This is a genomic window from Corynebacterium sp. (assembly GCF_030538285.1).
Lineage (GTDB): Bacteria > Actinomycetota > Actinomycetes > Mycobacteriales > Mycobacteriaceae > Corynebacterium.
Genome location: NZ_JAUNUG010000013.1, coordinates 51410 through 66452, shown reverse-complemented (window position 1 = coordinate 66452; position 15043 = coordinate 51410). Strand labels below are relative to the sequence as shown.

Annotated in this window: 15 protein-coding genes; 11 read left to right on the top strand and 4 right to left on the bottom strand. The window is 67.4% G+C overall.

Annotated elements, in window-relative coordinates; translation table 11 throughout:
* From carB to rpoZ, 5 genes are all read left to right on the top strand, one after another.
* A partial coding sequence (gene carB / locus Q4G50_RS06340; RefSeq protein ID WP_303376808.1) for a carbamoyl-phosphate synthase large subunit occupies positions 1–1484 on the top strand: 1484 nt, incomplete at its 5' end.
* Positions 1484–2302, top strand: a complete 819-nt coding sequence (gene pyrF / locus Q4G50_RS06335) for an orotidine-5'-phosphate decarboxylase (RefSeq protein ID WP_303376807.1) — start codon at positions 1484–1486, stop codon at positions 2300–2302. The genes carB and pyrF, both read left to right, overlap by 1 nt.
* A gap of 200 nt (positions 2303–2502) precedes the next feature.
* Positions 2503–2826 carry an integration host factor, actinobacterial type gene (gene mihF / locus Q4G50_RS06330; RefSeq protein WP_303376806.1) on the top strand — a complete coding sequence of 108 codons (324 nt, stop codon included), beginning with the start codon at positions 2503–2505 and terminating at the stop codon, positions 2824–2826.
* Between the two features lie 3 nt (positions 2827–2829).
* The gene (gmk, locus tag Q4G50_RS06325; RefSeq protein WP_303376805.1) at positions 2830–3405 is read left to right on the top strand and encodes a guanylate kinase; all 576 of its coding nucleotides are present in this window, start codon (positions 2830–2832) and stop codon (positions 3403–3405) included.
* 27 nt (positions 3406–3432) lie between these two features.
* Positions 3433–3723 carry a DNA-directed RNA polymerase subunit omega gene (rpoZ, locus tag Q4G50_RS06320; protein WP_303376804.1) on the top strand — a complete coding sequence of 97 codons (291 nt, stop codon included), beginning with the start codon at positions 3433–3435 and terminating at the stop codon, positions 3721–3723.
* 53 nt (positions 3724–3776) lie between these two features.
* On the opposite strand, the gene Q4G50_RS06315 is transcribed toward rpoZ, so the two are convergent.
* The gene (locus Q4G50_RS06315) at positions 3777–4907 is read right to left on the bottom strand and encodes an HNH endonuclease signature motif containing protein (protein WP_303376803.1); all 1131 of its coding nucleotides are present in this window, start codon (positions 4905–4907) and stop codon (positions 3777–3779) included.
* A 125-nt stretch (positions 4908–5032) separates the two neighbouring features.
* Here Q4G50_RS06315 and coaBC point away from each other — a divergent pair, with 125 nt between their 5' ends.
* The 6 genes from coaBC to Q4G50_RS06285 all read left to right on the top strand — a co-directional run bounded on the left by coaBC (position 5033) and on the right by Q4G50_RS06285 (position 12512).
* The gene (gene coaBC, locus Q4G50_RS06310) at positions 5033–6271 is read left to right on the top strand and encodes a bifunctional phosphopantothenoylcysteine decarboxylase/phosphopantothenate--cysteine ligase CoaBC (protein WP_303376802.1); all 1239 of its coding nucleotides are present in this window, start codon (positions 5033–5035) and stop codon (positions 6269–6271) included.
* Between the two features lie 94 nt (positions 6272–6365).
* The gene (gene metK / locus Q4G50_RS06305) at positions 6366–7592 is read left to right on the top strand and encodes a methionine adenosyltransferase (RefSeq protein ID WP_303376812.1); all 1227 of its coding nucleotides are present in this window, start codon (positions 6366–6368) and stop codon (positions 7590–7592) included.
* A 10-nt stretch (positions 7593–7602) separates the two neighbouring features.
* Positions 7603–9612, top strand: a complete 2010-nt coding sequence (locus tag Q4G50_RS06300; RefSeq protein WP_303376801.1) for a primosomal protein N' — start codon at positions 7603–7605, stop codon at positions 9610–9612.
* Positions 9613–9636: 24 nt separating this feature from the next.
* Positions 9637–10146: a peptide deformylase gene (gene def / locus Q4G50_RS06295; RefSeq protein ID WP_303376800.1), complete on the top strand. Its 510-nt coding sequence runs from the start codon at positions 9637–9639 to the stop codon at positions 10144–10146.
* A gap of 9 nt (positions 10147–10155) precedes the next feature.
* Positions 10156–11088: a methionyl-tRNA formyltransferase gene (gene fmt, locus Q4G50_RS06290; protein ID WP_303376799.1), complete on the top strand. Its 933-nt coding sequence runs from the start codon at positions 10156–10158 to the stop codon at positions 11086–11088.
* The gene (locus tag Q4G50_RS06285; protein ID WP_303376798.1) at positions 11085–12512 is read left to right on the top strand and encodes an RsmB/NOP family class I SAM-dependent RNA methyltransferase; all 1428 of its coding nucleotides are present in this window, start codon (positions 11085–11087) and stop codon (positions 12510–12512) included. Before fmt ends, Q4G50_RS06285 begins: the two co-directional genes overlap by 4 nt.
* Before the next feature lie 9 nt (positions 12513–12521).
* Here Q4G50_RS06285 and Q4G50_RS06280 read toward each other — a convergent pair whose 3' ends face one another.
* The 3 genes from Q4G50_RS06280 to Q4G50_RS06270 are packed head-to-tail and all read right to left on the bottom strand — an operon-like array spanning position 12522 to position 14975.
* On the bottom strand, positions 12522–13055 hold the full coding sequence (locus Q4G50_RS06280; protein WP_303376797.1) for a hypothetical protein: 534 nt from the start codon (positions 13053–13055) through the stop codon (positions 12522–12524).
* Complete coding sequence (locus Q4G50_RS06275; protein ID WP_303376796.1) at positions 13030–13779, bottom strand: enoyl-CoA hydratase; 750 nt, start codon at positions 13777–13779, stop codon at positions 13030–13032. Before Q4G50_RS06275 ends, Q4G50_RS06280 begins: the two co-directional genes overlap by 26 nt.
* 59 nt (positions 13780–13838) lie before the next feature.
* Positions 13839–14975 (bottom strand): hypothetical protein, encoded by a 1137-nt coding sequence (locus Q4G50_RS06270; protein WP_303376795.1) that lies wholly within the window; start codon positions 14973–14975, stop codon positions 13839–13841.
* Positions 14976–15043: the final 68 nt, after the last annotated feature.

The following is a 15043-nucleotide window of genomic DNA, read 5'->3' as shown; positions in this document are numbered from 1 at the left end:
AGACCGTCTCCACCGACTACGACACCGCCGACCGCCTCTACTTCGAGCCGCTGACGTTCGAGGATGTCATGGAGATCTACCACGCGGAATCGGAGTCCGGCACCGTCGCCGGTGTCGTCGTCCAGCTCGGTGGCCAGACCCCGCTAGGCCTGGCACAGCAGCTTGCCGACGCCGGCGTCCCCGTCGTCGGCACCTCCCCGGAGGCCATCGACCTCGCCGAGGACCGCGGCGAATTCGGCGAGGTGCTGCGCCAGGCGCAGCTGCCCGCCCCGGCGTTTGGCACCGCCACCTCCTTCGACGAGGCGCGCAAGGTCGCCGACGAGATCGGCTACCCGGTGCTCGTCCGCCCGTCGTACGTTCTCGGCGGCCGCGGCATGGAGATCGTCTACGATGAGGCCTCTCTCGCCGACTACATCGAACGCGCCACCGAACTGTCCCCGGATCACCCGGTGCTCGTCGACCGCTTCCTCGACTCCGCCATCGAGATCGACGTCGACGCCCTGTGCGACGGCGAGGAGGTCTACCTGGCCGGTGTCATGGAGCACATCGAGGAGGCCGGCATCCACTCCGGTGACTCCGCGTGTGCCCTGCCGCCGATGACCCTGGGTGCCGAGGACATCGAGAAGGTCCGCGAGTCGACGAAGGCGTTGGCCCACGGCATCGGCGTGCGCGGCCTGATGAACGTCCAGTTCGCCCTCAAGGATGACATTCTCTACGTCATCGAGGCGAACCCGCGTGCCTCGCGCACCGTGCCGTTTGTGTCGAAGGCGACCGGCGTGCACCTGGCGAAGGCCGCGTCCCGCATCATGATGGGCGCCACGCTAGCCGAACTGCGAGAGGAGGGCATGATCCCCTCCGACTACGACGGGGGCTCCCTGCCGCTCGATCACCCGATCGCGGTGAAGGAGGCCGTGCTGCCCTTCAACCGTTTCCGCCGCGAGGACGGCACGATGCTGGATACGCTGCTGTCCCCGGAGATGAAGTCCACCGGTGAGGTCATGGGCCTGGCCGGTAACTTCGGTGCCGCCTACGCCAAGGCCGAGGCCGCTGCCTTCGGTGAGCTGCCGACTTCAGGTCGAATCTTCGTGTCCGTGGCCAACCGCGACAAGCGCACGCTGATCTTCCCGATCCAGCGCCTGGCCTCCCTGGGCTTTACCCTGCTGGCCACTGAAGGCACGGCGGCGATGTTGCGTCGCAACGGCATCGAGTGCGAGACCGTCCTCAAGGCCTCCGCGGTGCGCGAGGGAGCTTCAGGACGCTCCATCGTCGACCTCATTCTCGACGGTGAAGTGGACCTCATCCTCAACACCCCGGCCGGTTCCTCCGGCGCCCGCCACGACGGCTACGACATCCGCGCGGCCGCCGTCTCCGCGAGCGTCCCGCTGGTGACCACCGTCCAGGGCATCACCGCGGCCGTCCAGGGCATCGAGGCGCTGCGCGCCGGCAATCTCGCCGTCCGCGCCCTGCAGGAGCTCGAGCACTGATGACCTTCGGTTCCCGGCTTCTCGACGCCGCCGCCACCCGCGGTCGCCTGTGCGTCGGCATCGACCCCCACGCGGGGCTGCTTGAGGCGTGGGGGCTGGAGGACTCCGTCGTCGGATTGGCTGAGTTCTCGCGCCGCTGTGTGGAGGCCTTCGCCGACACCGCCGCGCTGGTCAAGCCGCAGGTGGCGTTCTACGAGCGCTACGGCTCCGCCGGTTTTCGCGTCCTGGAGGCCACCCTCGCTGCACTGCGGGAGGCTGGGTGCCTCACCGTGGCCGACGCCAAGCGCGGTGACATCGGCTCCACCATGGCCGGCTACGCCGACGCCTGGCTGGGGGAGAACTCCCCGCTGCGTGCCGACGCCGTCACCGTCTCCCCCTACCTCGGTGTCGGGGCGCTTGCCCCGGTGCTCGATCTCGCGGAGGAAACCGGCGGGGGAGTGTTCGTGCTCGCCGCGACCTCCAACCCGGAGGCCGTTCACCTGCAGAACCACCGCGGTGAGGACGGGCGCACGATCGCCCAGCAGGTGGTGGATGAATGCGCGCGTCGAAACGCGGTCCATGAGGGGTCGGGCAACCTCGGTGTCGTCGTCGGCGCCACCCTCAGCGAAGCGCCGGATCTGTCCCAGCTCAACGGCCCGGTCCTCATGCCGGGCGTCGGCGCGCAGGGAGGCTCGGCGGAGGATGTGTCGCGGATTGCGGCGGGCGTCGAGAAGCTCGCTTTCCCGAACATCTCCCGCGCCGTCCTCAACGCCGGACCCCGTATCGACGATCTCCGCGCCGTCGTTGTCACAGCAGCCAGCGAATTCCCAGGTCGCTGAAATGACACCATTCCGACTTCACCTGGTACTTTAGAAAACGCGAATCGGCGACGCGCCCAAACGGGCACGTCAGCGGGCTGGTGCTAAACTGGTCCGAAGTCAGCGAGTTGTCCAGCGTGGTTTACGCGCCGCCCGTTGAGATCTGGTACGCATATACCCGTACAAACCGAATTATCCCCCCATCGAATCGGAGGAATCCCGTGGCCCTTCCCCAGTTGACCGACGAGCAGCGCAAGCAGGCACTCGCCAAGGCCGCAGAGGCACGTAAGGCACGCGCCGAGCTCAAGGAGAAGCTCAAGCGCGGCGACACCAACCTCAAGGAGGTCCTGGACCAGGCGCAGACCGACGAGATCATCGGCAAGACCAAGGTCTCCGCACTGCTCGAGGCCCTGCCGAAGGTTGGCAAGGTCAAGGCCAAGGAGATCATGGAGCAGCTCGAGATCGCCCAGACCCGCCGCCTGCGTGGCCTCGGTGACCGTCAGCGTCGCGCCCTGCTGGAGCGCTTCGGCTTCTCCGAGGACTAGGCCGTGACCGGCGAGAACCCCGCGGGCCGGCTGGTCGTCCTGGCCGGCCCGTCCGCAGTGGGTAAATCCACCGTGGTTCATCGCCTGCGCAGCGACGTCGACCGCCTGTACTTCAGCGTGTCGATGACTACCCGCGCACCCCGCCCCGGTGAAGTCGACGGTGTTGACTACTTCTTCGTCAGCCCCGACCAGTTCCAGGAGAACATTGACCAGGGAATGATGCTCGAATGGGCTGACATCCACGGCGGCATCCAGCGCTCTGGAACCCCGGCCGCCCCCGTCCAGGAGGCCCTCGGGCAGGGACGTCCCGTCCTCGTCGAGGTGGACCTGGAGGGCGCGCGCAACGTCAAGAAGATGATGCCGAGTGCGGAACTCGTCTTCCTGGCCCCGCCGTCCTGGGACATTCTCGTCGAAAGACTCACGGGACGCGGAACCGAGCCGGAGGACGTTATCGCCCGCCGTCTGGAGACCGCCCGCGAGGAACTGGCCTGCCAGGACGAGTTTGACCACGTGGTGGTCAATGAGCAGGTCGATGAGGCTGTGCAGACGATCAGTGATATCCTGCTCGGCAGGTTTTAAACTCTCTACCAAAGAAACAAGGTGTCCGTGACCAACGTGAACAACGACCCCGCCACCTCCACAGCCGTCTACGACGCTCCGGAGGGCATCACCGCGCCTCCGATCGACGAGCTGCTGGACAAGGTGTCGTCCAAGTACGCACTGGTGATTTTCGCGGCGAAGCGCGCGCGTCAGATCAACAGCTACTACCAGCAGCACGACGAGGGTGTTTTCGAGTTCGTCGGTCCGCTGGTGACCCCGGAGCCCGGCGAGAAGCCGCTGTCCATCGCGCTGCGCGAGATTGACGCCGGCCTCCTCGACCACGAGGAAGGCGCCTAGTACGCGCTTATCGACGCCCCTGTGACCCCCTTCGCACCCTGTGCGGAGGGGGTTTAGGCGTCGGTTTGTAGCCCTCTGGCGGAGTATTTCCGCAGGGGGTGGGGGTTGGCTTTGGGTGGGCTGCCATCGGGTGGGTGGAATAACACCCCGCCGGGGTGGCGTTCCACCCGCCCGTTTCTGGGTGGGGCATTCGGGTTGTCATCGTTAAGCCCGTTGTGTTTTCGGCACAACATCGTCAGCGTCGCGACATTCGTTTCCCCGCCTTGTTCCCAGGCGTCGATATGGTGGACCTCGCACTGATCCGCCGGGGTATCACACATTGCCTCACACACCAGCGATTCTGTCGCCACCATCATCCGCTGCTTCGGTGACGCGGTGCGCTGGGAGCGATAAGAATTCACCGGACCTTCCACTGGGTCATAGATCCCGGCTATGTGGTACTCAGCGGTGACCTGCTCCACCAGTTCTTTCCCCGTCATGGTGGTGCCATCGGTGAGCCCAAAGACTGTGTCATCACCTTCATGACGTAGCACCTTCGCCCACTCCGGCAAAGGCACCACCACATACGGGATCGGAGCCACCGGCTGCACCCCGTCCCCACCCTGGGAAGCAGTGAACGCATCGAACATGGCCTGCTCATAATGCAGATCAGGATTATCCCGGCGCAGCTTTCTCGCAGCTTCGCGTACCGGGCTTAACATCGCCTCAATCATCCGCTCCGGGCCGGTGACCGTAAACGTCCGGTTCCCCAACCCATCGGTGTTCTTGCCGCCGCGTAAGGCTCGTTTGCCATAGGCCTTCGCGTTGGCGACTTTGACCGTGCGGTTATGCTCACGCACCACCGCAGCTGCCGCCCGATCAATCTCATCGACCGTGCCCCGTAGACCGCATAACTCCACCCGTAACTCCTCACGGGTGACATCCGCACCTGTCAACAGATCACGCAGACGCTTCTCGATCCGCTCCAACGCTGCCACCGGTAATCCCCGCCCGGCTGCCACCGCCGCGGCCTGCAGCTTGCGCTGTCGGGTGGGCCCGAAGTAGACATGGGCCATCTTCTCCCACATCCCCGCCACCGAGGAGGACTGGCCCAGATCAGCGCGCGCCAGGGCTCCGGAGGCAATGTCCTCCAGAAGCTCCATCCCCTGGCTCGCCAGGGCGCGTACCAACTCGGCAGGTCTCATGCCCCGGACGATAAACCGCAACCACCGAAGCGTCGATAAGCAACAACCCGGGCCTGTGGATAACTACCACTTATCCACAGAAACCGGCCTCCGCCACGAAGGGCGCTTGACGTAGAGTCGATTTCATGAGTGAGAAGCAGCCACGTCGTATCGTCGTCGGAGTGTCCGGGGGAATCGCGGCCTACAAGGCCTGTCACCTGGTGCGGGATCTGAAGGAAGCCGGTGATGATGTCCGGGTGGTGCCTACCCCGAGTGCCCTCAATTTCGTCGGCGCGGCGACATTCGAGGCTCTGAGCGGCCACCCGGTGTCGACGACCGTGTTCGACGCCGTCGATGAGGTGCAGCATGTGCGCGTCGGCCAGGAGGCGGAGGCCATCGTCATTGCCCCGGCGACGGCGGACGTCATGGCACGGCTTGTGGCGGGGCGGGCGGATGACCTGCTCACCGCGACGGTGCTGGTGGCGACGTGCCCGGTGATCGTTGTCCCGGCGATGCACACCGAAATGTGGTGGAACCCGGCGACGCAGGCGAATGTGGCGACACTGCGGGAACGCGGCGTCATCGTCCTGGAACCTGCCCACGGTCGCCTCACCGGCAAGGACACCGGACCCGGCCGCCTCCCGGAGCCGGTGCAGATCGCCGAACTCACCCGCGCCGTCCTCGACGGGGCTGATCTCACGCCCGACTGGCGGGGGCGCAGGGTGCTCATCACCGCCGGCGGTACGCAGGAGAACCTCGATCCGGTGCGCTTTTTGGGTAACCGTTCCTCGGGGCGGCAGGGTTTTGCCCTGGCGGAGATCGCGGCGCATCGCGGCGCGGAGGTGACGATTGTCGCCGGGGCGACGGATGATCTGCCGACCCCTTCGGGCGCGCGCGTTCACCGGGTGACGAGTGCGCGGGACATGCAGGCCGCCGTTGATGAGCTGGCGCCGGAGCAGGATGTCATCATCATGGCGGCGGCGGTGGCGGATTTTCGGCCCGCAGCTCAAGCCGGGGCGAAGATGAAGAAGGGGCAGGATGATGATGCGTTGACGACACTCGAGCTCGTCGAGAACCCGGACATTCTGGCCACGACGGTGCAGCAGCGCGCGGAGGGTCTGATTCCGGCCACGACCACTATCGTCGGCTTCGCTGCCGAAACGGGTGACGCTGAGACCAGTGCCCTCGACTACGCGCGCGCGAAGCTTAAGCGGAAGGGCTGTGACCTGCTCATGGCGAATGAGGTGGGGGAGGGCAAGGTGTTCGGCCAGGCCCGGAACCAGGGGTGGTTGCTCACGAGGAACGGCACCGAGGAAGTGCCGGATGCGTCGAAGTATGTGGTGGCGGCGGTGATTTTGGCAGGCGTCGATAAGCTGCGCAATTGACGCTGACAGACAGCTTGGTCTATATTGGGCGATCGTATCGTTGATTATCGCCGAAAAGGACCAACCAGTGTCAGACAATCCCGCCACCACCCAGGTGGCCTTCGACAAGCCCGCCACCATCCGACTATTTACCAGTGAGTCCGTCACCGAGGGGCACCCGGACAAGATCTGTGACGCCATCTCCGACACCATCCTCGACGCCATGCTGGAGCAGGATCCCTCCGCGCGCGTCGCCGTGGAGACCCTGGTGACCACCGGCCAGGTGCACGTCGTCGGCGAGGTCCGCACCAGCGGTTATGTGGAGATCCCGCAGCTGGTGCGTAAGACGTTGGTGGATATCGGTTTTACCTCCTCCGAGGTGGGTTTTGACGGCCAAACCTGCGGCGTGAACATCGCCATCGGTGAGCAGTCCCCGGAGATCGGCCACGGCGTGGACACCTCCCATGAGGTGCGTTCCGGCACCGAGGGCGATGAGGATGACCGCGCCGGCGCCGGCGATCAGGGCCTGATGTTCGGTTACGCCAGCAATGAGACCCCGGAATACATGCCGCTGCCGATCGCGGTGGCGCACCGCCTGGCGCGCCGCCTGACGCAGGTGCGCAAGGAAGGCATCGTCCCGCACCTGCGCCCCGACGGCAAGACCCAGGTCACTTTTGCCTATGACGCAGAGGATCAGCCGGTGGCCCTGGATACGGTGGTCATCTCCACCCAGCATGACCCGGATGTGTCCCAGGAGTGGCTTGCGGAGCAGCTGCGTGAGCACGTCCTCGACTGGGTGATCGCCGATGCCAGCCTGGGCGACATGGTCACCGAGGAGCTGACCCTCCTGGTCAACCCCTCCGGTTCCTTTATTCTCGGCGGCCCGATGGGTGATGCGGGATTGACGGGGCGCAAGATCATCGTGGACACCTACGGTGGGATGGCGCGTCACGGAGGTGGTGCGTTCTCCGGCAAGGACCCGTCGAAGGTGGACCGCTCCGCGGCTTATGCCATGCGCTGGGTGGCCAAGAATATCGTCGCCGCGGGCCTGGCTGAGCGCGTCGAGGTGCAGGTCGCCTACGCCATCGGCCGCGCCCAGCCGGTGGGCCTGTACGTGGAGACCTTCGGTACCGCCGCCGAGGGGCTTAGCGATGCCGACATCCAAGGCGCGGTGGAGTCCGTCTTCGACCTGCGCCCCTCGGCGATCATCCGCGAGCTGGACTTGCAAAAGCCCATCTACCGGCAGACCGCCGCCTACGGTCACTTCGGTCGCCTCGATCTGGACCTGCCGTGGGAGCGCACTAACCGGGTGGACGAGCTCCAGGCAGCTATCCGCGGCTAGAGTTATCCGCATGGCCTCTCCCCGCGTCCCCGCAGATCACTTGCCGGTGGCGCGGGTTCTGCCTTTGTTGGGCCTGGTGCACCTGGACCGGCCCTTCGACTATCAGGTGCCCAGCGAGCTGGATGCGACCGCCCAACCCGGCGTGCGCGTGCGCATCCGCTTCGCCGGCCGCCTCGTCGATGCGCTGCTGCTGCAACGCCTCGCCCATTCCGATCATGAGGGGCAGCTGCGGTGGATTGAGCGGGTGATTTCCCCGGAGATCGTGTACCCGCCCCAGCTTTCCGCGCTTATCGACGCCCTCGCCGACCGCTATGCAGGCAATCGTTCCGATCTCATCCGCGCGGCCGTGCCGTCCCGGCACGCCCGCGCGGAGGAGGCCGATGTATCCACCCCCTGGGCGGAGTTGGGGGAGGTGAGCGAGCCGGACCTGTCGGCGTGGGCGGCCTACGAGTACGGGCAGTCCTTCGTTGACGCGGTGTTGGCGGGGCAGACGGCGCGGGCGGCGTGGCAGATTGCTCCCGGGGACTTGTGGGCCGACGCGCTCGCGGCGCTGGCGGTGAAAGTGGTACTGGACGGCGGCGGGGCGCTGGTGGTGGTGCCGGACCAGCGGGACGTCGATACGCTGGAGCGTGCCCTGCGGGAATTGGTGGGCGCGAAACAGATCACCGTGCTTACCGCCGCCCAGGGCCCGCAGGCCCGTTACCGGCGCTACCTCTCCGTTCTGGCGGGGCAGGGGCGCCTGGTCATCGGCACACGCTCGGCGGCCTTCGCCCCGGTGCAGGACCTGCGCCTGGCGGTGATCCTGCATGACGGCGACGATAACCTTGTCGACCCGCGCGCGCCCTACGTGCACGCGCGCGAGGTGTTGACCACCCGCAGCGCCCAGCAAGGCTGCTCGCTCATCCTCGCCGGATACACCCGCACCGCGGAGGCGCAACTCCTTGTCGAATCGGGATGGGCGCACGGGCTGGTGGCGCCGAGGGAGACGGTGCGTCGGAAAGCTCCGTTGATCCGGGCGGTCGGTGACTCCGATTTCGAGCTGGAACGCGACCCGCTGGCGGCCTCGGCGCGCCTGCCGAAAATTGCCTTCGAGGCGCTGCGCGGCGCGCTCGAACGCGGGGAACCGGCGCTGGTCCAGGTCCCACGCAAAGGTTATGTACCCACCCTGGCCTGCGGGAACTGCCGTGCTCCGGCGCGGTGTCGCCACTGCAACGGACCCTTGGGCCTGCCTGCGGGACGCGAGGCCGGCGTGCCCACCTGCCGTTGGTGCGGGGCGCCGGATGCCCGCCACCGCTGCGGGGACTGTGGCTCGGTGAAACTGCGCGCCGTGGTGCTGGGGGCGGAGCGCACCGCCGAGGAACTGGGGCGCGCCTTCCCCGGGGTGCGGGTCATCACCTCGGGTGGTAGCCGGGTGCTGGATACGGTCCCACAGGAGAAGGCCCTGGTCGTGGCCACGCCCGGTGCGGAACCGCGCGCCATCTACGGCGCGGGCGTCCTCCTGGACTCGTGGGCGCTGCTCGGGCGCCAGGACCTGCGCGCCACCGAGGACACCCTGGCGAAATGGGCGGCGGTGGCCACCCTCGTCGCACCGGCGTTTCGCAGTGGGGAAGTGGTCGTCGTCGCCGACCCCGGCCTGGCGGTGGTGCAGTCACTCATCCGCTGGGACATGGTGGGGGCGGCGGCCCGCGAGTTGGCGCAACGCCGCGAGGTCGGCTTCCCCCCGGCCGTCCACATGGCCGCTGTCGACGGCGCGAATGCCGCCCTGGACACTTTCCGGGAGATCGTCGATCTGCCCGCGGGCGCCGAGATTCTCGGCCCCGTCGACCTGCCGCCGGGGGTTTCTCTCCCCGGTGAATACGACGAGCAGCGTTTCGGCCCGCCACAGCGCCTGCTGTTACGCGCCCCCCTGGGCCCGCGTTCCGGACTGGGGCGTTCCCTGCGGGCCGCCGCGGTGGCCAAGGCCGGGCGCAAGGAAGATCTGCCGTTGCGGATCCAGGTTGATCCGGTCCATATCGGTTAGCGGGGTCGACGTAGACTGTCCCCCATGACACTCCGCGAGATCCGCCTGTTCGGTGACCCCGTGCTGACCACCCGGTCAGAAGAGATCACCGAGTTCGATGATTCCCTGCGCACACTGGTCGCCGACATGCTGGAGACCATGGATGAGGCCGGGGGTGTGGGCCTGGCCGCCAACCAGATCGGCCTGACCCGCCGCATCTTCGTCTACGACTGCAGCCACATCGAGGACGGCTTGCGCGGGCACATCATCAACCCTGTGTGGGAGCCGATCGGGGAGCAGATGCAGCTCGGCCCCGAGGGTTGTCTGTCCATCCCGGATGTCTCCGCGGACACCGAACGCCACGAGACGGTGCGGGTCTCCGGGGTTGACGTCGACGGCCATGCCATCGCCATGGTGGCCTCCGGGCTCATGGCCCGCTGTATCCAGCACGAGACCGACCACCTCGACGGAGTGCTCTTCCTGCGCCGGCTCAGCCCGGAGCTGCGCAAGGAAGCGATGGCCACCATCCGCACGTCCGACTGGTTCAACGTTTAAAGGAGAGGCATGCGCCTGATTTTCGCCGGTACCCCGGAACCCGCCGTCGTCGCCCTGGAGCGGTTGTTGGCCTCCGAGCATGAGGTCGCCGCGGTGCTCACGCGCCCCGACGCCCGCCGGGGACGGGGTCGCACCCTGCACCCCTCGCCCGTCAGCGCGCTCGCGCAGGAACACGGGATCGAGGTGCTCACCCCGACGACGCTGCGCGACAATGCGGAGATCCGTCAGCGCCTCGCCGAGCTGGCCCCCGACGCCATCCCGGTCGTCGCCTACGGCAACCTCATCCCGGCTGATCTGCTGGATCTGCCCACCCACGGCTGGGTCAACCTGCACTTTTCCCTGTTGCCGGCCTGGCGCGGCGCCGCCCCGGTGCAGGCTGCCATCCGCGCGGGCGATGACATCACCGGCGCCGCCACCTTCCGCATCGAGGAAGGACTTGACACCGGCCCCGTTCTGGGCACGGTCACCGAAGAGATCCGCGGTACCGACACGGCCGATGATCTGCTCACCCGCCTGGCCTATTCAGGTGCGGATCTGCTGGTGGCCACCATGGATGGTCTGGCCGCCGGTGAATTGGTGGCCCAGCCCCAGCAAGGTGAGGCCACCTATGCTCCGAAGATCACCACCGAGGACGCGCGCATCGACTGGTCGCAGCCCGACTTCGCCGTCGACCGCCACATCCGCGCCCATACCCCGGGCCCCGGCGCGTGGACCATGCTGGGCGACGACCGCGTCAAGATCGGCCCCGCCACACTCGGCGCCGACGCCGCACTGGCCCCCGGTGAGATCGAGGTGCGCAAGAACGAGGTTCTCGTCGGCACCGGCACCGGTGCGCTTACCCTGGGGCAGGCGCAGCCGCCGGGGAAGAAGATGATGAACGCCTCCGACTGGGCGCGCGGCAACGCCGCCCTGCAGGCGGGGGAGAAGGTGAGCTTTTCATGAGTGGATTCCGGTCCCGTGCGAAATCCGGCCAGCAGCCGAAGCAGGCGCCCCGAAAAACGACGCAGAGGAAGCCGCGGCGGAATACGGCGGGCGTCGATAAGCCGCGTCTGGCGGCCTTCGATGTGCTGACCCGCGTCCGGGAGGACGACGCCTACGCAAACCTCCTGCTGCCGCGCATGTTGCGCGAACGCAACATCACCGACCGTGATGCGGCTTTCACCACCGAAATCACCTACGGCACGCTGCGCACCCTCGGGGTGCTTGACGCCGTCATCGCCGAATGCTCTTCGCGCGAGATCGAGCAGATCGCCCCGGAGGTGCTCGATGCGTTGCGGCTCGGTGCATACCAGCTGCTGTATACGCGGGTGGAGCCGCATGCTGCGGTAGACACCACCGTGCGTCTGGTCGAGGCAGCCGGTCACGAGAAGGCGAAGGGCTTCGCCAACGGCATTATGCGCACCATCTCGAGGACTAAGCCTGCGGCGTGGATCGAGAAGCTCACCCCGCCCGGGGAGATCGCGGCGACCGCTTTCCGCAACGCGCACCCGGAGTGGATCGCGCAGTCCTTTTCCCGGGTGCTGGGCCTCGGCGATCTCGACGCGGCGCTCGGCGCTGATTCTGAGCGCCCCACCGTCCACCTCGTGGCGCGACCCGGCGAGATCTCCGCGGAGGAACTCGCGCTGATGACCGGTGGTGAGGAAGGCACCTACTCGCCCTACGCCGTGCATCTGGCTGGCGGTGACCCGGGTGATCTCGCCCCCGTCCGCGAGGGGCTGGCCGCCGTGCAGGACGAGGGTTCCCAGCTCATCGCCCGCGCCGTCGTCGAGGCACCGGTGGAAGGGGTGGACGGCGGACGCTGGCTGGATCTCTGCGCAGGCCCCGGCGGTAAGGCCGCACTCATGGGGGCGCTGGCGCGTATCGACGCCGCCCACGTCGACGCCGTCGAGGTTTCCCCGCACCGCGCCCAGCTTGTCGAGAAGACCACCCGCGGACTGCCCGTCACCGTCCACGTCGCCGACGGCCGCTCCCCGGGGCTGCAGCCCGGCTATGATCGCGTGCTTGTCGACGCCCCCTGCTCCGGCCTCGGCGCCCTCCGTCGCCGCCCCGAGGCCCGCTGGCGCAAGGCCGAAGCCGACATCGACGGCCTGGCGCCACTGCAGTTTGAGCTGCTGGCCTCCGCCCTGGAGCTGGTGCGCCCCGGTGGCGTGGTCGTCTACTCGACGTGTTCGCCGGACCTGCGGGAGACCCGCGCGATCGTCGATAAGGCGATCGCCGAGTTGGGCGCCGTGGAACTCGATGCCCACGAGCTGGTCTCCCCGATGGCAGATGTCGGCTCGCACAAGAGCGTGCAGATGTGGCCGCACCGCCACGGCACCGACGCCATGTTCTTGGCGGTGCTGCGCAAGGCCGGGCAGGCGGAGTAGCTCCGGCGGTCAGCTCGGGGTGGGCGGGCGGCCGTCATGCTCGAAGACGGTGCCGTCCGGGCGGTGGATGCGCATCTCGCTGCCCAGCGGTTCGTTGTTGAGGTAGCGGCGTTCCAGTTCCTCGATCTTCTCCTGCCGCTCGCGCAGCGTCCGCTCGTGCTGGCGCGCGGTGCCGCCGCGGTTGGCCTCGAATCCCATGGCACCCAACTGGTCGGCGAGCAGATAGAGGAAGGCCCGGTGGTAATCCGGGTCCGCGGAGGCGGGTTCGTCCCGGTAGCGGTCACGCATATCCTCGGCGCGGTGACGCAATTCCCAGTAGTCGGGGCGGTCAGAGAGGAGCTGCACCTCGTCGGTGGGTGGCGGACTGTATGACGTGGACGGGGTGGCCGGGATGCGGTCCCGCGCACCGAACAGATCCGGGTCGCTGCGCTCCCAGGCCAGCAGGGCCAGCTGCGCCCCGAAGAGCATCGCCACGAGGGCGACAGCGAGGAGGACGCGGCGGGAGTTCGGCATCGGGTCAGCGGCCGGTGAACTTCGGGGCACGCTTCTCCGCGCGGGCCGCACGCGATTCCTCCACATCCGCGGAATGCCAGGCCGCAGCCGCCGCCTCCCGGCGGGCATCGTCGCTGTAAGGGGCATGCGAGGTGTGGGCGAACTCGTACTTCAGGTGACGCAGGGTTAGCGGCGCCTTAGAAGCCACCAGCTCCGCCAACTGGAGCGCATCGTCGAGACCACCGGCCCGCACCGCGTAGCCGGAGCGCACAGCGTCCTCCGCGGACAGCGCCGCACCGGTGAACAGCATGGCGCGGGCCACCGAGCCGCCGACGAGGTGCTCGAGGGTGCGGATGGTTACCTCGTCGAGGGCGATGGCCACGTCAACGATGGGCACCCGGAAGAGCGCGGAATCATCGACCACGCGCAGGTCACAGGCCATGGACAGCTGGGTGCCTGCCCCGATCGCGGCGCCGTTGATCCAGGCGATCACGGGGATGGGCAAGGTCTGGATGGTGCCCAGCATCTTCAGCAGGCGTGGGTAGAACCCACCCGCATAGACGTCCCCGGACAGATCCGCCCCGGCGGAGAAGACTGTGCCGTCCCCGTGGAGAAGGACCACCCGGGCACCGTCCTCCGCGGCTGCCAGCATGGCGGCCTCGATGGCATCGCACATGGCGATATCAAGCTTGTTGCGCTTGGCGTGGTTATCCAGCTTGATCTCCCGGATGCGGCCCTCGGAATGGTCGGCGGTGGTAACGAGCGGGGTGGTCACGGGCGGGATCCTTCCGGATGGGAAATGTGTCGCGAAAACACATCTTGCCCTATACAAGCTCAGAAGGGGACGTCGACCTCCGCAGGATAGGGTGAGGGCTGTCGGTGGCGGCGTTGTGCCTGCACCCTGTGGTAGGTGTCTTCGTCGATCTCCCGGTCCGTCGGTCGCTGGCGGTTGAGGTACTCCTGGAAGGTGAGGCGTCGACCGCCCGGGTCGGTGGGTGCCTGCGCCACCGGCCGGTCGATCCAGGCCCGCAGCAGCCGGGACTGCAGTTCCGTGTAGGTGTCGCCGTCTCCGGTGAGCAGCTGGTGTCCGATGTCTGTGGCGCGGAGGCTTTCACCTGGTTCGACGATGAGCAGACCTGCCTTAGCACCGACGTCGAGCACGCTGGTGAGAGTGGTGACCTCCCGTGCGGTACCCACGCTCGGGCCGTAGCCGTAGTATCTGCTCCTGCGCTGCGGCAGGGGATAGAGGGCGGGGTATTTATCGACGAGGTCGCGCACCACCCCCACCGGCAGGTATCCGGACTTGGTCACCCGCGGTGGCTTAGCGGAGGTTGCCCGGCGGAGCAGTTCGAAAAGAATATCCCGGTCCGGTAGCCCGGAGAGGAAACGGTGGTGGCCGGCCATCTCCGCCTGGCGGCCCTCCTCCCGCAGGACGGTGTAGAGGGCCATCGCTGCCTCCACGTCGGCGACTTCCGGGACCAGTAGTCCTTCGAGTGCGTCGACGATGATCATCCGCTCCAGATCCGGAGGGAGGGGTCGCTCATCGTGGGCCAGCGTCAGGGCGTTGAATTCGGCCAGCCGTAGCTTCGGCCCGGGCAGCAGTGGGGTGGTGTCGTTGAGGAGGATCGGCGGTTGTTCATTGTCCCAGAAGGGTGAATGATCCTCGACGATGTCGAGGCGGAAAATCCACCCGTCGGTGCGGTGCAGTAGGAACTCCAGCTCGTGGACATCCTCCGGCAGCGGCCCGGTGATCCACTCGTCGCTGAGATCGGGATGGTCGAAATGGTAGGCCCGTCGTGCGTGGTAGGTCTCACCCACGCGGAACAAGGCGTCGGGAGTGGGGTAGCGGCCGAGGGCGAGGCAGAGCCGATCGAGCAGCTCGTCGCCTGTGATGTCGTGGCGGAAGGTCAGGGAGCGGACGAATGGGCGTTCCGCTCCCTTCAATGTCATGGTCAGTGTCCGGTAGGTCATGGCCCCGAGCACACCACGTCATCGGCATCGGCGCTGGCCCGCACCCACTAGCCTGTGGATAACTCGGG